Consider the following 19035-nt stretch of genomic DNA (forward strand, 5'->3'; position numbering starts at 1 on the left):
GATCACCACGCGTCACGATTTGGTCGGAATCAACGGTCAAACGCGAACACGAAAACGTTACCTGGGAAGAGAAACATGCCTCGAAGCAAGCAGGAAGCCACCCGCGCCAAGCAACCGGCGCTGACCAACCACTATCGCGCCATCGGCCCGGCCGCGATCGTCGCCGCTCTTCTTCACACCGCGAAGAAGAAGAAGCCGGCACCGAAGATCGTATCGCCGCGCGCTGCCTGAGGCAGTGCGCCGCCGGTGCCAATGGCACCGGAATGAGGCGCTCATACGTGCCTCGAAAAACCTCTAAAACAGCGTCATCTGACTCTCGTCCGCGCCGGGCTTCTGGCGCCGGGCCTTCTCGGGATCCGGCCCGATCTCYCCCCTCTGCTGAATCTCCGGGCCGGTATTGGCGACCTTGTTGACGAGGTCAGAGACGGGGATAGCCTCGAAGAAATCGAGCTGCGCCGGCCGCAGCAGGTCGGCGACGTCGCGCGGCTCCAGCGTGCGGCAATCCAGCCAGCGGGCGAAATCCCTGGGATCGATCACCACCGGCATGCGGTCGTGGATATGGGCGATGTCGGCATTGGCGTTGACCGTCAGGATGGCACCGGTGTCCATTTCCGAACCGCCAGGCTCGGCATAGGTCTCGATCAGGCCGGCGAAGGCGACCAGGCCGCCATGCCTGGGCCGGACCCAGTAAGGCTGCCCCTTCTTGCCCCCGCTCTGCCGCCATTCGTAGAAGCCAGATGCCGGCACCAACGCGCGGCGATGGCGCATGGCGGCCTTGAACGAGGCCTTTTCGATTGCGCCTTCCGAGCGCGCGTTGAACAGCAGCGGAAATTCCCTGGTGTCTTTGACCCAGGCGGGAATGAGCCCCCAGCGCACCAGCATCGGCTGACGGTCTGGCAAATTGGAGCCCGGCGCGCGCGGCACACCGGCGGTCGCCATCAGCACCGGCTGCGTCGGCGCGATGTTGTAGCGCGCCGGGAAATCCTCCAGCTCCGCCAGGCCGAGAAAGGCGGCGGTCTGACCCGGTGTGGCCGTCAAGGCAAAACGTCCGCACATGATCGATTGCTCCGCCTTCGAATGGTTCCGCCAGAAAGTGGCGATGGAACAGCGGCACTGCAACCGCTAAAGCTGTCCGGCAACGGCCGTCCACAGCGGGCTGCGGCGATCGAACGGTTGGAAGCCATGGGCGATACACGAAAGATACTGCCGGCGGTCTCGGTGGCCGTGGTGCGTGGCGACACCGTGCTGTTGGTCAAGCGGGCGCGGCAACCTTCACAGGGTCTCTATGCCTTTCCCGGCGGCAAGGTCGAGGCCGGCGAGACTCTGGAGGATGCCGCCAGGCGCGAACTGCTGGAAGAGACTGGTCTGCGTGCCACCGGTTTCCGCCCGCTTCGCGAAATCCATATCGACGGCAGGGACGATTCCCACCCGGTCGATTACCGCCTCACGGTCTTCGGCGCCGCCTATACAGGCGGCGAGGCCGTGGCCAGCGACGATGCCGAGACAGCCGCCTTCTACACGCTCCGCGAAATGGCGGCGCTGCCGCTTGCCGGCTCGGTGTTCGCGGTGGCGGAAGATCTGCTTGGCCGACTTGCTGGTTCTCCTGAAAGCCGCTGAAATCCCCAACCGCCTCGCCGGAAACGCCTTGCAGGCGACAAATTGTTTGGCCACATAGACTCATGAGCCGCGCTCCTCTTCTTGTCGCTTTGTGCCTTGCTGTGACTACGGCCGTGGCCGTGCCGCCCGCATTCAGCGCCGAGTCGCCGTTCGAACCAGGGTTGATGCGACTCGCGGAGGTGCTGGGGTCGCTGCATTTCCTGCGCAACCTGTGCGGCGAGAAGGGCGACCAGTGGCGTGGCGAGATGGAAAAACTGCTCGATTCGGAAAATCCGGATCCGGAGCGTCGCGCCCGCTTCATCGCCAGCTTCAATCGCGGCTATCGTTCCTTCGGCGGTACCTATACGCAGTGCACCGCTTCAGCCGCGGAAGCCATCAGCCGCTACATGAAGGAAGGCGAGACGCTGTCGCGCGATATCGCCTCGCGCTACGGCAACTAGGCGTCCATCAACAGATATCCGAGCCGTCGCTGGGCATGTCGGACAAATCTGGCTTGTAGCGGCCTGTGTCTTGATGCAATTCTGATGTTGCACTTCTGCAACAACGTTAATCAAACGTTACCGCAAGAATGCGAAATTAACTCAAACTGAAGGTTTTCACCCCGCAGGCCGGCCTAATCGGCTAAGTTTGATCCGGGTTGAAACGCAGCTTCGCCAGACACAGCCGTCTACTGTAAAAGACGATCAAAAAAATGTCGTATTTACAGATACTTACTTAGGGCTGCGTGTAAACGGAACAAATCAAGCTTGATCCGCGCTATTGATGGATTGCTGCTTGAAAGGGTGGACATCGCTTATGGAACATGGTGTCAACGACATCGACGCGCTGGTCAGGGAAGAAAAGCGCCTGACGGCGGTGGAAAGCCACAGCGAAGCCTGGGCCGAAGGGCTTTCGGCCGGCATCGAGCCCGAGATCATTGCCGAAGCCGCGCTCGAGACCGCATTCGGTGAAATGCTGCGCGCCAACGGCGAGACATCGGCCCTTGCCCTGCTCGACCGCATGCGTGAAAAGGTGATCGCTGGCGCCTTCGAACCCGAACGGCTGCGGCACTGAACCGACATCCGGTTCTTTGACGATCGAGTGCCGTTTGGGCATCATGCCCGGGAGCCAAGGAGATACGGGCAGTGAATTTTCCGATGTCAGGCCGGCCGAAGGGCCTGGTCCTCCACATCCGCCTCGCTACTTGCTGTGCCGCGATTGCCTTCGTGACGTGCCTGGCCAGCAGCCCGGCCCATGCGCTGAGTGAAATTCAGCGCGAAGAGCTTCCCTCCCCGATCACACCGTCAACGAACGACGACGTTTCGCCGCCCGGCGGCGCGATTCCCATGCCCGAGCCGGTGGGCACACCGCCTTCGACCGGCCAGCAGCCGGCCGCTCCGGACGCTGCGGAGCCCGACAGTCCAGCGGATGGAGGCACCAACAGGCCGCGTGTCGATCCCGAGGCGCCCTTGCCTGAGGTGGTCTACGACCTAGCCAAGCTGCCCGAGCCCGTGCGGCGCATGCATGATCTGATCATCGAAGCCTGCAAGGGCGGCGATATCGAAAAGCTCCGGCCCTTGATCGGCCAGGGCGACAGCATGACCCAGCTGTCGCTGGCCGACATCGACGGCGACGCCATCGCCTTCCTCAAAGGTCTGTCCGGCGACCCTGACGGCCAGGAGATCCTGGCCATACTGGAGGAGGTGCTCAGCGCCGGCTATGTCCATGTCGACGCCGGAACGCCGCAGGAACTCTATGTCTGGCCGTATTTCTTCGCGCTGCCGCTGGACAAGCTCGACGCCAAGCAGCGGGTCGAGCTGTTCAAGATCGTCACCGCCGGCGATTTCGACGACATGAAACAGTTCGGCGCCTATATCTTCTATCGCGTCGGCATCACGCCCGCCGGGCAGTGGACATTTTTTGTCGCCGGGGACTGAGCCCCTTACCCTCCCCCTTGTGGGGAGGGTCGATGCGAAGCATCGGGGTGGGGGTGCGGCGCCGCCCCCACCCGGAGCTTCGGTCCGACCTCCCCACAAGGGGGAGGCAGAGGCTACCCCGGCAACGCCTCGGAAAACTCCACCGCCCTGCCCTGGCCCGGTGTGACGATCTCGCCTTCCCACATGACGCGCCGGCCGCGAATGACTGTGCCGACCGGCCAGCCGGTCACTTCCTTGCCGTCATAAGGCGTCCAGCCTGCCTTCGAGCCGGCCTGCGCATTGGTGATGGTCTCGCGCCGCTTCATATCCACAACCGTGAAGTCGGCGTCGTAGCCGGCGGCGATGCGGCCTTTTCTGGCCATGCCGAAAATGCGCTGCGGGCCGTGGCTGGAGAGATCGACGAAGCGCTGCAAGGTCAGCCGTCCGGCGTTGACGTGGTCGAGCATGATCGGCACCAGCGTTTGCACACCGGTCATGCCCGAGGGCGAGGCTGGATAGGGTTTTGCCTTTTCGGCCAGCGTGTGCGGTGCGTGATCGGAGCCGAGCACATCTACGATGCCTTGCGCGATGCCGTGCCAGACGCCGTCGCGGTGGCGAGAGGCGCGCACCGGCGGGTTCATCTGGATCAGCGTGCCGAGCCTGAGATAGTCGTCGGCGCTCAGCGTCAGATGGTGCGGCGTCGCCTCGCAGGTCGCGACGTCCTTGTGCTGTTCGAGGAACAGGATCTCCTCGGCGGTCGAGATGTGCAGGACGTGGATGCGGGCGCGAGCGTCGCGCGCTATGCGCACCAGCCGTTCAGTGCAGCGCAAGGCGGCGATCTCGTCTCGCCAGACCGGATGCGATGACGGATCGCCCTCGATGCGTTCGCCAAGCCGCTCACGCAGCCGGAACTCGTCCTCCGAATGAAAGGCGGCACGTCGGCGGGTGTTGCGCAGGATCGAGGCAACACCCTCGTCATCCTCGACCAGCAGGTCGCCGGTGGACGATCCCATGAAGACCTTTATTCCTGCAGCGCCGGGCAACCGCTCGAGTTCTCCGACATCCCCGGCGTTGTCGCGGGTGCCGCCGACCCAGAACGCGAAATCGCAATGCATGCGGCCGCTGCCGCGCCGGACCTTGTCGGCAAGCGTTGCCTCGCTGATGGTCAGAGGGTTGGTGTTGGGCATCTCGAACACGGCGGTGACACCGCCGAGCACCGCCGCCCGCGAGCCCGTTTCCAGATCTTCCTTTTGCTCCAGCCCCGGTTCGCGAAAATGCACCTGGCTGTCGACGACACCGGGCAGGATGTGCAGGCCGCGGCAGTCGATCGTCTCGCCGGCCGAGGCCTGGCGGAGATCGCCTATCGCCGCGATGCGCCCATTCTTCACGCCGATGTCACGCGGCCCCTCGCCATCATGGTTGACCACTGTGCCGCCTGTCAGGATGAGGTCGTAGGTCATGGCCATGCTCTCTTGCGGGGGGAGTGTCAGCGGCTTACGTAATGACCAACCGTTTTGCAAGATCAGGCTTTTATCCTCCCCATGCCCTTTGCCCTGCTGAAAGACCGCGCGCTCATCTCCGTCTCCGGCCCTGATGCCGAGCACTTTCTGCAAAATATCCTGACTACCGATCTCGATACACTCGGCACCAGCGAAGCCAAGCCCGGCGCGTTGTTGACGCCACAAGGCAAGATCCTGTTCGACTTCCTGATCTCGCGCGCCGGCGAAAACGCCTTCCGGTTGGAATGCCGGGCCGATATTTCGGATGATTTCATTCGCCGGCTGACGCTCTACAAGCTTCGCGCCAAGGTCGAGATTGCGAAGTCGGAACAGGCGCTTGTCGCTGTTGCGTGGGGAAAAGAGTCAATCGCCTCACAAAATGATTCAACCGCGGTTGCCGACAGGCGCTTTCCCGACGAAAGCGTCACACGCACCTATGCCGGCGTTGCCGACGCCGGCGACATCGCCGCGTGGCAGGCCTTCCGCATAGCGTACGGCATCGCCGAAAGCGGCGCCGATTATGCATTGGGCGACGCCTTCCCGCATGACGTGCTGCTCGACGAGACCGGTGGCGTCGGCTTCAGGAAAGGCTGCTATGTCGGCCAGGAAGTCGTCTCGCGCATGCAGCATCGCGGCACGGCAAGGCGACGCGTGCTGATCGTCCAGGCCGGGCTTGCCTTGCCCGCTTCCGGCCTCGAACTCACCGTCGAAGGACGGCCTGTCGGCACGCTCGGTTCGAGCGCCGGCGATATCGGGCTTGCCATTGCCCGCATCGACAGGGTCAAGGTGGCGCTCGACGCCGGCCAACCGATCCTGGCTGGCGATGTGCCGGTGACGGTGGCCATTCCCGCCTGGGCCAAATTCAGTTTTCCGCAGGAAACAGTCAGCGCGGAGGAAGCCTGATGGCGGCGGACCGCACCGGCGCGCCGCCGCGCGCCTGGCAGCGCATGCTGTCGGGCCGCCGGCTTGACCTGCTCGACCCCTCCCCGCTCGACATCGAGATTTCGGACATTGCCCACGGGCTTGCCCGCGTCGCGCGATGGAACGGCCAGACCAGGGGCGAGCATGCGTTTTCGGTCGCTCAGCACTCGCTGCTGGTCGAGGCCCTGTTCAACGATCTGGTGCCGCAGGCTTCGGCCACCGACCAGCTCGCGGCGCTTCTGCACGATGCGCCTGAATATGTCATCGGCGACATGATCTCACCGTTCAAGTCGGTGATGGGCGGCAGCTACAAGGACTGCGAATTGCGCCTGCAGCGCGCCATCCATCTGCGCTTTTCGCTGCCTCCTGAACCGGCCGCGGCGCTGCGCAGGGACATCAAGCGCGCCGACCAGATCGCCGCCTATTTCGAGGCAACGCTGCTTGCCGGCTTCTCGACCGCCGAGGCGACCGAATTCTTCGGCCGCCCGCGCGGTTTCTCCGCCGAGCGCTTCGATTTCACACCACGCTCGGTAACCTGGGCGCAGGATGCGTTCTTGAAGCGGTTTTCGGCGCTTGAGAAGTCGCGACACCCGGTTGCGACGTCGGCGTTAGGGTAGAGAACGCTAAATTAACCGGAAACGGCAACACTGTGGTGTTCGATCACGCACCGCAGGCGCGCCTCATGCCCGTCGTGGATGTCAAGGATGGTTCGATCGTCCCGGAGCGGGTGGCCGAAGGCGTGGAGCGCTCTCGTCGCATGGAAAATGAGCTGCGCGAACAGAACGAACGCTTTTCAGCCGCTGTCGAGAACATGTCGCATGGGCTGTGCATGTTCGACGCCGACGAACGCATGATCATCTGCAACGGCAACTACATCAAACTCTTCTGCCTCGACGCCAAGCTGGTACGACCGGGCATCCACTTCATCGACATCCTGCGCCACAGCGTCGACATCGGCATCGCCTCGCAAAGCGCCGACGAGCTCTATGCCATCCGCAAACCCTATATCGACCAGGCGAAACCCTCGACCTACGAAGAGACGCTGTCGGATGGTCGCATTATCAACATCTCACACCGGCCGCTGGCCGTGGGCGGCTGGGTCTCGATCTACGAGGACATCACCGAACAGCGGCGCGCCGAGCAGGACCTCAAGGAGCAGCATCGCCGTTTCGACGCAGCGCTCGCCAACATGTCGCAAGGCCTGCTGATGTACGACGCCGACGGCAAGATGATCGTACGCAACCGGCGTTTTCTGGAGCTCTACAAGGTCACCGCGGCGGACTTTCCGCTCGGAACGACGCATCGCGACGCACTCGAAAAACTGCTGGAACTCGGCATCTATCAGCAGATCGACGTCGACAGCGAAGTCGCCAAGACCGAAGCCTGCCTGGTGGCGGCGAAAATGCATTCGGCCTATCGCTATCTTACCGACGGCAGGACGGTTCTGGTCACACGCCAGCCGATGAGCGGCGGCGGCTGGGTGGTGACCTTCGATGATGTCACCGAACGTCGACGCACCGAAGAGCGCATGATCCATCTTGCGCATCACGACACGCTGACCGGACTGCCCAACCGCTCGATGTTTCGCGAACGGCTCGACCTGGCGCTGGAAGATGCGGCGGCACCGCCTCTGGCGATCTTCTCGCTCGACCTCGACCGCTTCAAGGCCGTCAACGACACCTGGGGACATCCCGCCGGCGACTGGCTCCTGAAAAGCGTGGCCGAGCGGCTGCAGCGCTGCCTGAGCAATGAGACAGACGTCGTCGCCCGCTTCGGCGGCGACGAGTTCGTCGTCATGCAGTTCAACTCCAGGGGCATCGCCGATGCTGAAAAACTGGCGAAGCGCATCGTCGAGGCCATCGCAAGACCGTTTCGCGACAAGAGCCGGGATATGCATATCGGCATCAGCCTGGGCATTGCCGTATTCCCTGAAGACGGCAAGGACGCCGATACGCTGCTGAAAAACGCCGATACGGCGCTCTATCGGGCGAAGAGCGAAGGGAGAAACCTCTATCGCTTCTTCGAGCCCGCGATGGACGCCATCGTGCAGGCCCGGCGGGCGCTCGAAGTCGACCTCGACGCGGCGCTGCCGCGCCAGGAGTTCGATCTCGATTTCCAGCCCATCATGAACATCGCCTCCGGTGAGATCATCGGCGCCGAGGCCTTGATGCGCTGGCATTCGCCGGCGCGCGGCACCGTCGCGCCTGACACGTTCATTCCGGTCGCCGAAGAAACCGGGCTGATCGTGCCGCTCGGCGAATGGGCGCTGAGAAAGGCCTGCGCAGCGGCGGCCAGCTGGCCTCCCGGTTTGCGCATCGCGGTCAATGTCTCGGCCGTGCAGCTCAAAAACGGCGGGTTTGCCCGCAGCGTCATATCGGCCCTGGCCTTTTCAGGTGTGCCGGCCGCACAGCTGGAACTGGAAATCACCGAAACCGTGTTGATGGACGAGAGCAAGGCCGTGCTGAAGACGCTGCGGCAGTTGCGCGATCTCGGCATCCGCATCGCGCTGGATGATTTCGGCACCGGCTATTCCTCGCTCGGCTATCTCAGGAGTTTCCCGGTCGACAAGATCAAGATCGATCGCTCCTTCATCCATGACATGGGCAATCGCGACACGGCGGCGATCGTGCGTACCATCATCGGGCTCGGCAACGAGCTTGGCGTTGTTGTCACCGCCGAGGGCGTCGAGACCGAGGTGCAACTCGACCTGCTGCGCGACAATGGCTGTGCCGAGGCCCAGGGCTATCTGATCGGCGTGCCGTCGAAGGCGGCGGACATCCAGCGCCTGCTGAAGTCGCGCGCCCTGCACAGCCAAACTGGCTGATGGCATCGGCGGTCAGTTCAGCGTTGCCAGATATTTCTCGTGGAAGCTGACATAGCCGGGCTCGACCACCTTCAGGTGCCGTTCGATCAGCGCGTGAAACTGCGGCAGCTGATGGAACGGCACGCCGGGATAGGCATGATGCTCGGCATGGAACGGCATGTTCCAGGCCAGCTTGCGCACCAGCCAATTGGTCAGCGTGGTTCTCGTATTCTCCAGCATATTGGCCACGAACGGACAGCGGCCGTGCTCGGCCAGCAGATAGAGGCGCAAAAAGGGCTGACCGAGCAGAGCCGGAATGATCCAGACATAGACAAGCACAGTGAGCCGGAAATAGACGGCGAGCAGAATGACGACGGCATAGAAGGCGATCATGGCGCGCGCTTCGGCCCGCACCTTGGGTCGGCCTTTCGGCGGCACATAGCTTTCCTGGCCGCCGCCAACTGCATTGGCGTAGAGCGTCTTGAGATGGCCCCACCACAGCGGGATGCCGGACACATGCACGAGATATTGCCGCAGCGTTTCCGGTTTGGGAAAGGCCAGTTCCGGATCGTTCTCGGGATCCTGGGTGAAGCGGTGATGGGCGAAATGGAAATAGCGGAACCAGTCGGCCGGCAGCGCGAGCGCCAGGCTGCATACCCGCGCCACGACGTCATTCAACCACTGTGTCTCGAAGGCCGTGCGATGAACCGTCTCGTGCAGCAGCGTGAACAGGAAGATGATCAGGATACCTTGGGGCAGCATCAGCAGCGGCCAGAATGGCACCCTGGCCGCAATCAGCGATCCGATGATCGCAATCGCACCCCAATGGGCGCCGAGCTGAGCGAGACCCGCAACGTCGGATTTGGCGGTCAGGCGATTGCGCTCTTCCGGGGTCAGTGACGCGATTATATCGCGATGGTCCATCGGCTTCGATCCAGTCTGGCGATTTGGTGAGCCCACTCTAGTCGATGAAAAAGCTTTCCAAAAACGACGATTCCTGCAATTTGGATAAGTTCATCTTATCTATCTGGCGACTATGGTCACATCTCCATCGCTGAAAGGACTTCAGGCTTTCGAGGCTGCGGCGCGCACGGGCAGCTTTGCCGCGGCGGCGGAAGAGCTTTCGGTCTCGGCGGCGGCTGTCAGCCAGCTTATCCGCACCGTCGAGGAACAGATGGGGCGCAAGCTGTTCCACCGGGTCAACCGCAAGGTTGTCCTCACCGAGGCCGGCGTGGAAATGCTACCCCGACTGACCATGGCCTTCCAGGAAATCGGCAGCGTCTCGCGCGAATTGGGCGGCGATGCCTTCCGCCCGCGCCTGGTGGTATCGGTGCCACCTTCGATGGCGATGGGCTGGCTTTCGCAGCGCCTCGCCGGCTTCGTCGCAAGCCACGGCGCCGCAGACATATCGCTGCGCGGCGATGACGACCCGGTGCCGTTCGACCGTGAGCTGATCGATATCAGGCTCTCCTACGGTCCGCATTATCGCGAGCACCCGACCGAGGACATCGCCCGGGACGCCGTCTATCCCGTCTGCGCGCCAAAACTTGCCAGCAGGATCAAGGCTGACGGCGGTCCACTCGCAGGGCTGCCGCTGATCCACACCGATTGGGGACCGACCGGCGCCTCGTTTCCGTCCTGGCGAAACTGGCTGGAGGCGGAAGGCGTCCAGCCCGGCCGGGGGGCGCAGCGCGGCCTGTCGGCCAACTCGTCGCGCGCCGCCCTCGACCTCGCCATTTCGGGGCTGGGCGTGGCGCTGGCGCAAGGGGTCTATTGTGCCGAAGCGGTGGAGGACGGCAGGCTGGTCCGGCCCGCTGCCAGGGCGATCGCGCTGCGCCAGCCCTATTGCCTGACCATTCCCGAACGCAGCGCCAGGCGCGATGTCGTGGTGGCGTTCCGCGATTGGCTGATCGAGGAATGCCGGCGCGCCGTGGGCGCGCCGGMGCTGACCTGACGATGGCGATGGTCAGAGGTGCCCGCTCAAGGCCGCCACCATGTCCTTGCTCGTCGCCACTGGAACAATCTCGAACTCGACCAGATCAGCCCATTCGATCACCCAGCGCTGCAGGAGCGTGACGTCGTCCGTCTCCACCAGCAGGAAGCAGCGGCTCATATCCGCGGCGATCCAGCTGTGGTGCACGACCAGCTCATCCGGCTTCAGGCGGCCCCGATCGCGGAAGCGACGGTAGATATCCTTGCGGTCGCAGCCGGTGAAATCCTCGATCACGATGAACTGCATGTTTTCCCCTTGGCTGAACTACTGTCGCCCCGGCCGGTCGAGCCGCTCCAGGAACCACTGCGTCAGCCGCACCCAGACCTCGTCCTTCTCGCCGGAGTCCTCCCAGCCGTGGTCGAGATTCGGGTTGTCGTTGACCTCGATGACGAAGACGCCGTCCTTGGTCTCCTTGAGGTCGACGCCGTAAAGGCCGTCGCCGATGCAGCGTGCCGCCTTGACCGCGGTCTCGACGACATGCGGCGGCGTCTCCTTCAGCGTGAAGGTCTTGATGCCGCCCTGGTCGGGCTTGCCATTGGCCTTGTGGTTGACGATCTGCCAGTGCTTCTTGGCCATCAGATAGTGCACGGCAAACAGCGGCTGGCCGCCGAGCACGCCGACGCGCCAGTCATATTCGGTCGGAATGAATTTCTGCGCGATGAGGAGGTCGGAATCTTCCAGCCACTCGGTCGCAAGCCGTGTCAGTTCCTCGAGATTCTCGCATTTCTTGACGCCGCGCGAGAAGGACGAATCCGGGATCTTCAGCACCAGCGGGAAACCCAGTGTCTGCGCGGCCAGTTCGAAATCGGAGGTGCCGGCGATCATCACGGTCGGCGGCACCGGCACCTTGTTGTAGGCCATCAGCTCGTTGAGATAGACCTTGTTGGTGCAACGGATCATCGACAGCGGATCGTCGATGACGGGCATGCCTTCCTGCTGGGCGCGGCGGGCGAAACGATAGGTGTGGTTGGAGATCGAGGTGGTCTCGCGGATGAACAGCGCATCGTAGTTGGCGAGCTTGGCGAGATCCTTTTTGGTGATGGGCTCGATTTCGACCCCCATCTTTTCGGCGATCTTGGCCCAGTAGCGCAGCGACGAGATTTCCGACGGCGGCAGTTCCTCATGCGGATCGACCAGCGTGGCGAAGGTGTAGCGCGCCGGCGTGCGCCCCTTGGTATCGCGCCATTCGCGGTTGGTGTAGGTCTCCAGGCACTGGATGAAGTTTTTTTCTTCGTCCTCGGTCATGCGCGCCAGCGGATGGAAGCCGATCTTGCGGATCGACGCCCATTCGGCGCTGTCCTTGATGTGGACTTCGAGCGCCGGCGCCCGAAACCAGTCGAACAGGAGCTTGGCGAAGCGGTCCCACACCTTGGAGGGACCGATGCCGAAGAAGATGCAGACCTTGGCCGGAAAGGCGCCGCCGAGGTCCTTGCGGCATTTGTTGAGCGCCAGTTCCAGCTCCGGCAGCGCATGCTCGTAGAGCTTGCGTTCCGACAGGTCGATCATCGTCTCCACGGTCGGGATGACCTTGTGGCCGCGCGAGCTCGCCAGCAGCGAGGCGTAGTAGCCGCGGCTCTGGTAGCCGTAATTGTTCGACAGGTTGATGACCTTCGGCCGCTGGCCACGAAACAGCGAAGGATGCGCGAGATAGTCGCGGTTGGTGATGATCTTATGCGGTGTCGCCACCTGGTCGAGATCGCTCTGCCGGCCGGTAAGGATGACCCAGGTCATTTTGTGTCGCGCTTCCCCAGAGTGATGGCGGCACGCAGTCCGTCGCGGCCGAACTGCGCCATGTTCATGAAGATGCCGTAGGGCACGGGAATGTTGGCGGCATCAAGGATGGTTTCCTGCCTCTCGTCCTCGACCCAGGGATCGTGGATCAGAATATGATCGCCGTCATCGCCGATGGCCAGCACCCAATGCGGCACCTTCTTGCCGAACATCAGGAAGCCGCTGATCAGCACCAGCACCAGTTTTCCCGCGGCGATGGCGGTTTTGATGTCGTCGATGGTGAACGGGCGATAATTCACCGGGATGCCATATTGTTCCGCGCGGCGGCGAAAGTCGACCTGGGCCAGTTCCATCACCCGGCGCTTGTCCTCGCTGCGCACCGACTGCAGGAACAGTGCGCCGTAGAAGGAAACGAAGATCTCCGCCGCGAGCCCGCTTTCATACCCGGAAACAGCCAGGCCGAATGGTTCGCAGCCGCCCGGCCCCGACATCATGAAGACGGTCGTCGCCTCGCGCCAGAGGCGAATTTCCATCACCGGATCGGGCACGAAATCCCGGTCGAAATTCGCCATCGCCATCATCAGGCAGCACGGGCCGCAGGTGAATTCGCAGGTCTGCTGGTAGAACGGCACTCTTGTGGCCACCGGAAGGTCGCCGCGCAGGGTTTTCTCATAACGAAGCGCGGTCGCACCGTCCTCGTAATAGCCCGGCTCGCGGCCAATCTTGCGGTAGCCGGCCTGCTCGTAGATGCGGATGGCCCGGCCGTTGTCCTCGCGCACTTCCAGGCGCAGCATCATGCGGTCGTGCTCGAAGGCCGCCTCCTCCGCCGCCGTCAAAAGCTGGCGCCCGATGCCGAGCGCGCCGAAAAAAGGACCGACGGCTATGGAGTAGAGCCGCGCCACGCCACTGCCCTTGCGAAACAGCACGATCGCGTAGCCGGCGACGCGGCCATCGACTTCGGCGACCAGCGTCTCGGCGGTCTCGCGCTCGATGAACAGGCGAAAGGAGCGACGGGAGATGCGATCGCTCGAGAAAACGGCTTTCTCGATGGCGGCGAGATCATCGACGTCAGACRCGCGGGCCGTACGGATCTCGGCAGGCATGCGACTTGAGAAAACCTCGATTGCGTTGCGGAAACGGCCCGGTCAAAAGCGTCGCAAACACCGGCCGAAGCGCCGGTATTCATCAAGCGCTATCGCTCCTTGATTAGGGCCGAATTGTGACAGTTTCCGCGGCGGCAAGGAAGCCCGCGAGCTTTGAACAGGATCGCTGTTTTGACGGACCACCGGCCGCGAATAATTGCGGCCGCTCAGCTTGCGAGGCCAGCCAGAAGCTGGCCATAGGCACTCTTGGCCACGGCCGCCAATTGCTCGCGCGGCAGCGAGCCGACGACGGCGCAGCCATAGCCCTTGTCCAGCCAGTAGACCGCCTGCGGACCGTCCTGCGCCGAAGCATAGGTGCCCTTGGCGTTCTCCGTTGATTCCGCGGTGACGAAGAGCGATACGCGCTCACCCTTGTCGTCCTCGTAGAGCAGCATCGCGGCCTTGCTGTCGCCGGCGGGCAGCAACCGGCCGCCAATCAGTTGGAAGCCGTTCGCGGTCAGGTCCGGCGCCACCAGCTTCAGCCCGACTCTATTGGACAGCCAGGTCTGCAAATGATCTTTGTCGCTGGCCGGCACTTCCACAGCATGCCGCTTCTCGGCGGCGTAGATGACATGGGCGGCAATCGCCTGTTCGGCAAGCCGATCCTCCGCCGGATCCTCCTGTGCGGTGCCGTCGATGCCGGCAAAATAACCGCCAAAACCGCCCGTGGCCAAAAGCACGGCCGCTGCGGCGGCAAGCCACCAGCGCGAGCGCGGCGCCGCAGCCTTAACGGGCGCCTCGCCGAGCACCACCTTGCGCAAGCGCGCGGGAACAGGCTCATCCGGCACGCCGGCAAAGGCCGAGCGCAATGCCTCCCGGTCGGCTGTGAAGCGGGCGCTCCTGGCCCTCATCTCGGGGTTGGCGTCGAGCCAGGCATCATAGGCGGCACGCTCGTCGGCCGGCAGTTCGCCGTCGAGCGCCATGTGGATGTCACGTTCTGAAAAATCGCGGCGGATCATTTCTCGACGATCCTTATGGCGCGGCGGCGCGCCGTGTCATCCAGCAAGCCGCGCAGTTCCTCACGTCCGCGTGCGATGCGCGACATCAGCGTGCCGGCGGGCACGCCCAGCATGTTGGCGGCCTCGGCATAGGAGAAGCCTTCGATGGCGACCAGGACAAGGGCCGCGCGGCGATCGGGGCTGATCGCATGCAGCGCGTCGATGATCTCACGCGAGGCGATGCCCTCCAACTGCTCGGCTGGCTGGGCAACCGCCTCGCCTGCTTCCAGGGGCAGCATCGCCGCTTCGCCGCGACGGTTCACCTTGCGCATCTGGTCGATGAACAAATGATGCATGATCGTAAACAGCCACCTCCTGGGGCTTTCTCCCGTCTGCCAGTTGTCGAGCCGCATCAGTGCGCGCTCGAGGCAGTCCTGAACGAGGTCGTCGGCAGAATCGCGGTCGCGCAACAGCGAGCGTGCGTAGCGGCGCAGGCGCGGTATTTCGCCGAGGATTGCTGCCTTCTTTTCGTCCATGACCGCTGGTTCTGAAATCGCCCTTATTGAACCCGATTCAACGCGCCTTCCGAGCGCGACGCAAGCGGCCAGCGCGAAGCGGTCCGCCGCCCCGGTCACCCAAGCAATGAGATAACGAGAGGATTGGTCAAATTATTCCCGACCAGACTGAAATCTTGTTGTTCTTGCTTGCCTTTATCCGTTTTCCCTCGCCGCCCTCGTCAAAAGCCGCTGGTAGAACAGCCCGATGCCGATCAGCACCGCACCGAGGCCGATGAAGGACAGCGCCCTGAGCACGCCTTCCAGCTCCGACATGTCGAAGAGGAAGACCTTCAGCACGGCGATCGCTATCAACGCGGCCGAGGCAATGCGCAGCACCTGCGACTTCAGCCAGACGCCGGCGGTGAGCAGCGCCACGCCGATCACCAGCCAGAGCGCCGAATAGGAGTAGGTCTCCAACTGGCCAAGCCCGCTCCACAGGCCGATGAACTCGCCCTTGAACAGGCGCCTGACCGACAAAGTGGCATAGGCAAAGGCAAGCAGCGCCGCGACCAGTGCCAGCATTGCCGAATACCATTTTGGCCGCTTGCCTCTGACATAGAGCGCCAGTCCGCCGGCGGCGACGGCCGGCAGGAGATAGGCAAGGAACAACAGGTTGAAGACCGGGATTCGGCCGGTCGATTCGTCCGTAAACAGCGGATTGAGCACCACGAAATGCCGGATGACGATCAAGGCGACCGAAACCACGCCCACCGCCATCGAACCATAGCGCAGCACCGAACTTGGCGAGCGCATGTCGATGGCGACAAGGATGGCGCCGGCACCGATGGCGATCAGCGTGTAGATCGCCTGCTCGGCGAGCGTCATCGGACCAGTGTCGATGACGCCGCCATGCATGGCGTGGCGCACCAGCATGGCAAGTGTCAGCAGCGCAAACAGCGCCGCCGCCGCTTCCATGACGAGGCGCGGCCGGCCATTGGTGGTGCGGGCGAGCTGCCAGGCGGCGAAGCCGAAGGCGAGCGCCGGAACGCCATAGCCCGGGAGCAGCCAGTTGAACACCGGTGTCGTCGACAGGAACTCGGCGCCGACGATGGTCGGATCGAAGGCGACACGGCCAAGCACGGCGATCACGGCACCAACCGAAATCCAGCCAAGCACGGGATAAGAGCGCCAGCGCGTGGCCAGCGCCGGCACGATGACTGCCGCACCGAGCAGAATGGTGGTCCAGCCGGAGTTGAAAGCCATGTGCAGCATCAAAAGGCCGGCGAGCGCCGCACCGCTGAGGGCAAACGACACGGCCACCCCGCCCTTGAGCGGCGGCTCTTCGGCGCGCGCGATCCAATCGCCGCCGGCGGCGAAAACCATGACCAGCAGCGCGGCGACGGCGGCATAGACAAAGTCGCGGTCGAGATTGCCGAAGGTGAACCAGAGCGCCAGCAGGATGACCAGCGGCACGGCGACACCCCATGCCGCCCAAGAGGCGGATCGCGGCCGGGACGACGCCGCGAACTTGCGGGCGCCCCACAGGCCCGCGCCGATGAAGACGAGGCCGAGTGCGATGCCGATGCGCAAGGTCAAGGCATTGGACGTGGCCACGGGCAAGCCATCGACACCGAGAGCACCGGCCGAAAAGTCGGACGCGATCGAAGCTGGCGGGATGATGCCGAGATAGATCATGACCGTCGCCAGTCCGGCGGCATAAAGCAGCGGCAGCGCCAGCGGGCGATAGAGCGCGACGGCCACCATTACGGCCAGGATCGCGGCGCCATGCAAGGCGTAGCCGGCCGTGGCGAAGGCCGGGTCGACCGACAGGCCCAGCGCCGAGAAGGCAACGAACAGGCCAGGCACGATGGACGGCCAGTCGAAGACCCTGGCGGTTTCGTCGCGATGGCCGCCTAGCCAGACCAAAGCGAGCACAGCCAGGGTGACGGCGTCGATGAACAAGATGGCAGACAGGTTAGCGCCCGGCGCGTCGCTCATGTAGAGGATTGTCCAGATGCCGGTGCCGAAAAAGGCCGCCGCCATCAGCGCCTTCCAGTCGCGCATGCGAGCGATGACGCCGGCGGCGGCGAGCACGATGGCGAGATAGCCGAACAGCGCCCAGGGGTTGGGCGCCTGCGAGGCGATCAGCACCGGCGTCACCATGGCGCCAACCAGACCGATGCCGGCCAGCGCCTGGCCATGGACCAGGGCGGCTGCGATCGTCGCCACGCCGATGGCACCGAGCAACGTGAAGGCAAGCGCCGGGCCGATCAAGCCGTAAATTCCATGCGCGGCATAGACGGTGCCGAACAGGATGAAGGCACCAGCCGCCGTCAGGATCGCCGGAATATAGGCACCGGCAACGCCTTGCACGGGCACCTTGAACCCGGTGCGGCGAATGAACTCGCCGCCGGCGACCAGCACCAGCCCGAGTACCGCCGCCATGGTAAGCCGCACGCCGGGGCCAAAAATGCCCGCCTCGATGGTGTAGCGGATCAGGAACAGGCCACCCAGCGCCAGCGCGATACCGCCGACCCAGACCGCCCAGCGGGTGCCGAGCGCAGTTTCGATGTCCGGCTTGCCGGGAGTCTTGGGGGCCGCAGCCGGCTCGGCAGGTTCTGCTGCCTTGGGAGCCTCGACCGCGGACCAGGGGCCGGACACAGCCTCGCCGGCCGGAGCTTCCGTTTCTGTAGCCGGCGCCTGCGCGACCGGTTCGCTCACCGTTGGCGAGGCGATATCGGCCGCTGCCGCAGCGAAAGGCGCCGCTTCCGCCTTGCCATCGGCCGCCATCTGTTCTGCCGGCTTCGCTGCCGGCGGCACCGCGCCTGAAAGGACGAGACTGCGCAGCGCGCCAAGCTCACGCTCGACAAGGCCGATGCGGCTCTGCTGACGCGAAATGATGACGAACAAGGCGATGATGGCGACAAGGCCGATCAGGCTTTCAAACATGGCGGTTCCCCCAAACCAGGCCAGTTTTCACTGACGTTTTATCTCACTGACATCCAAATACGGCGGCTAAACGGCTGGAAAAACTCAACGTGCCACCAGACTGGCGGCTGGAAATATCGAACATGTCTTGGCACCGAAAGCCAAGTGCTTGGCTCCAAACGACGAACCCAGCGTGAATAAGGTTCGACCTCTCTCATGCGGCATTGTCTCCGGCAATGGCCTTGCGCGTCGCGTGATGCTTGCGCAAGGCGGCGAGGAAGCCGGCGCGAGCATCGGGCTGTTCGATGGCACGCGGCTCGTAGACGTGGCGGGTAAAGAAGAAACCGGTGAGCCGGAAGGCATCCTCGATCGCGGCCGGATCTCCGCGCAGGCCGGAGCCGCGCTGCAAAAAGGCCGGCAGCGCCAGCATCTTGTCGCGCCATGGCAAGCCTGCTTCGCGCGACACCGCGCGGCCCGACTTCGGCGAGACATAGGCCAGATCCTGCCTTGTGCCGGTGGCGGCGCAATGGCTGAGATCGAGGCCGAAACCGAGTTCATCGAGGATCAGGAGCTCGAAGCGCGCCACCAGTTCGCCGGCGGCATCGGCATCGTCGAGATGGATGATCATCACGGAAAGTGCCTCGTAGAGGCCGCCATGGGCGTCACGCTCTGGCAAGAGGCGCAAATGCGCGGCCATCGTCTGCAGGCCGTAGACGGCGACGGCGCTGTCCATAAGCCTGGCGGCATTCATCTCGATCGCCTCGGCCTGGAATGTGCCAAGATGCTCGTCAAGCCGGGCCCGCCACAACAGGTCGACGCGATTGCCGGGCTGGAGAACGGGCTGCTGCTTGCGCGAACGACCGCCGCGCACGAGACCGAGATGGCGGCCATGCGCGCGGGTCATCACCTCGAGGATGGCGCTGGTTTCGCCATGCTTGCGGGTGCCGAGAATGATTCCCTCGTCGCGCCATTCCATGCCTAGAGCTTTTCACCGATCGGGTGGCGAAATCAAGGTATGGGCCTGGCGCCTGGGCCGGCCCTCGCACCAACGCACAAAAAAAACCGCCCGCA

The 19035-nt window shown here is 63.8% G+C and carries 19 protein-coding genes; 9 read left to right on the top strand and 10 right to left on the bottom strand.

Features of this window, described 5'->3' with window-relative positions; genetic code table 11:
* Positions 1–75 precede the first annotated feature (75 nt).
* Positions 76–231 (top strand): hypothetical protein, encoded by a 156-nt coding sequence (locus tag AC1DPX_RS32795; protein ID WP_202355090.1) that lies wholly within the window; start codon positions 76–78, stop codon positions 229–231.
* Between the two features lie 63 nt (positions 232–294).
* Here AC1DPX_RS32795 and AC1DPX_RS32800 read toward each other — a convergent pair whose 3' ends face one another.
* Entirely contained in the window at positions 295–1056 is a 762-nt protein-coding gene (locus tag AC1DPX_RS32800) for an SOS response-associated peptidase (RefSeq protein ID WP_202355091.1), read from the bottom strand.
* Positions 1057–1182: 126 nt separating this feature from the next.
* Here AC1DPX_RS32800 and AC1DPX_RS32805 point away from each other — a divergent pair, with 126 nt between their 5' ends.
* From AC1DPX_RS32805 to AC1DPX_RS32820, 4 genes are all read left to right on the top strand, one after another.
* The gene (locus tag AC1DPX_RS32805; protein WP_202355092.1) at positions 1183–1617 is read left to right on the top strand and encodes an NUDIX hydrolase; all 435 of its coding nucleotides are present in this window, start codon (positions 1183–1185) and stop codon (positions 1615–1617) included.
* 62 nt (positions 1618–1679) lie between these two features.
* Positions 1680–2057, top strand: coding sequence for a TIGR02301 family protein (locus tag AC1DPX_RS32810; protein ID WP_202355093.1), 378 nt, complete (start codon positions 1680–1682; stop codon positions 2055–2057).
* Positions 2058–2412: 355 nt separating this feature from the next.
* A complete protein-coding gene (locus AC1DPX_RS32815) occupies positions 2413–2670 on the top strand; it encodes a hypothetical protein (RefSeq protein ID WP_008874920.1) in 258 nt (85 codons plus the stop codon).
* 71 nt (positions 2671–2741) lie between these two features.
* Positions 2742–3533, top strand: coding sequence for a hypothetical protein (locus tag AC1DPX_RS32820; protein ID WP_477242010.1), 792 nt, complete (start codon positions 2742–2744; stop codon positions 3531–3533).
* 113 nt (positions 3534–3646) lie between these two features.
* Here the strand turns inward: AC1DPX_RS32820 and AC1DPX_RS32825 are convergent, their stop codons facing one another.
* On the bottom strand, positions 3647–4978 hold the full coding sequence (locus AC1DPX_RS32825) for a dihydroorotase (RefSeq protein WP_477242012.1): 1332 nt from the start codon (positions 4976–4978) through the stop codon (positions 3647–3649).
* A gap of 75 nt (positions 4979–5053) precedes the next feature.
* Between AC1DPX_RS32825 and ygfZ the strand changes: the two genes are divergently transcribed.
* The 3 genes from ygfZ to AC1DPX_RS32840 all read left to right on the top strand — a co-directional run bounded on the left by ygfZ (position 5054) and on the right by AC1DPX_RS32840 (position 8756).
* Positions 5054–5914, top strand: a complete 861-nt coding sequence (gene ygfZ, locus AC1DPX_RS32830) for a CAF17-like 4Fe-4S cluster assembly/insertion protein YgfZ (protein WP_477242014.1) — start codon at positions 5054–5056, stop codon at positions 5912–5914.
* On the top strand, positions 5914–6549 hold the full coding sequence (locus tag AC1DPX_RS32835; RefSeq protein WP_477242016.1) for an HD domain-containing protein: 636 nt from the start codon (positions 5914–5916) through the stop codon (positions 6547–6549). Before ygfZ ends, AC1DPX_RS32835 begins: the two co-directional genes overlap by 1 nt.
* 65 nt (positions 6550–6614) lie before the next feature.
* A complete protein-coding gene (locus AC1DPX_RS32840; RefSeq protein WP_477242018.1) occupies positions 6615–8756 on the top strand; it encodes a putative bifunctional diguanylate cyclase/phosphodiesterase in 2142 nt (713 codons plus the stop codon).
* Positions 8757–8768: 12 nt separating this feature from the next.
* Here the strand turns inward: AC1DPX_RS32840 and AC1DPX_RS32845 are convergent, their stop codons facing one another.
* The gene (locus tag AC1DPX_RS32845; protein ID WP_477242020.1) at positions 8769–9659 is read right to left on the bottom strand and encodes a fatty acid desaturase family protein; all 891 of its coding nucleotides are present in this window, start codon (positions 9657–9659) and stop codon (positions 8769–8771) included.
* A gap of 112 nt (positions 9660–9771) precedes the next feature.
* Between AC1DPX_RS32845 and AC1DPX_RS32850 the strand changes: the two genes are divergently transcribed.
* The gene (locus AC1DPX_RS32850; protein ID WP_477242022.1) at positions 9772–10689 is read left to right on the top strand and encodes a LysR substrate-binding domain-containing protein; all 918 of its coding nucleotides are present in this window, start codon (positions 9772–9774) and stop codon (positions 10687–10689) included.
* Positions 10690–10701: 12 nt separating this feature from the next.
* Here AC1DPX_RS32850 and AC1DPX_RS32855 read toward each other — a convergent pair whose 3' ends face one another.
* The 7 genes from AC1DPX_RS32855 to recO all read right to left on the bottom strand — a co-directional run bounded on the left by AC1DPX_RS32855 (position 10702) and on the right by recO (position 18940).
* The gene (locus AC1DPX_RS32855; RefSeq protein WP_202355101.1) at positions 10702–10974 is read right to left on the bottom strand and encodes a DUF3303 domain-containing protein; all 273 of its coding nucleotides are present in this window, start codon (positions 10972–10974) and stop codon (positions 10702–10704) included.
* Positions 10975–10992: 18 nt separating this feature from the next.
* Entirely contained in the window at positions 10993–12459 is a 1467-nt protein-coding gene (locus tag AC1DPX_RS32860; RefSeq protein ID WP_202355102.1) for a RimK family protein, read from the bottom strand.
* Positions 12456–13562 (bottom strand): peptidase C39 family protein, encoded by a 1107-nt coding sequence (locus AC1DPX_RS32865; protein WP_477242024.1) that lies wholly within the window; start codon positions 13560–13562, stop codon positions 12456–12458. The genes AC1DPX_RS32860 and AC1DPX_RS32865 overlap by 4 nt, the downstream gene beginning before the upstream one ends.
* A 206-nt stretch (positions 13563–13768) precedes the next feature.
* Positions 13769–14560, bottom strand: coding sequence for an anti-sigma factor family protein (locus AC1DPX_RS32870; RefSeq protein WP_477242026.1), 792 nt, complete (start codon positions 14558–14560; stop codon positions 13769–13771).
* Complete coding sequence (locus tag AC1DPX_RS32875; RefSeq protein WP_202355105.1) at positions 14557–15075, bottom strand: RNA polymerase sigma factor; 519 nt, start codon at positions 15073–15075, stop codon at positions 14557–14559. The genes AC1DPX_RS32870 and AC1DPX_RS32875 overlap by 4 nt, the downstream gene beginning before the upstream one ends.
* Before the next feature lie 174 nt (positions 15076–15249).
* Positions 15250–17985 carry a DUF2339 domain-containing protein gene (locus AC1DPX_RS32880; protein ID WP_477242028.1) on the bottom strand — a complete coding sequence of 912 codons (2736 nt, stop codon included), beginning with the start codon at positions 17983–17985 and terminating at the stop codon, positions 15250–15252.
* Between the two features lie 193 nt (positions 17986–18178).
* Positions 18179–18940 (bottom strand): DNA repair protein RecO, encoded by a 762-nt coding sequence (gene recO / locus AC1DPX_RS32885; protein WP_477242030.1) that lies wholly within the window; start codon positions 18938–18940, stop codon positions 18179–18181.
* Positions 18941–19035 lie beyond the last annotated feature (95 nt).

It is taken from the genome of Mesorhizobium sp. 01N446, assembly GCF_056399285.1.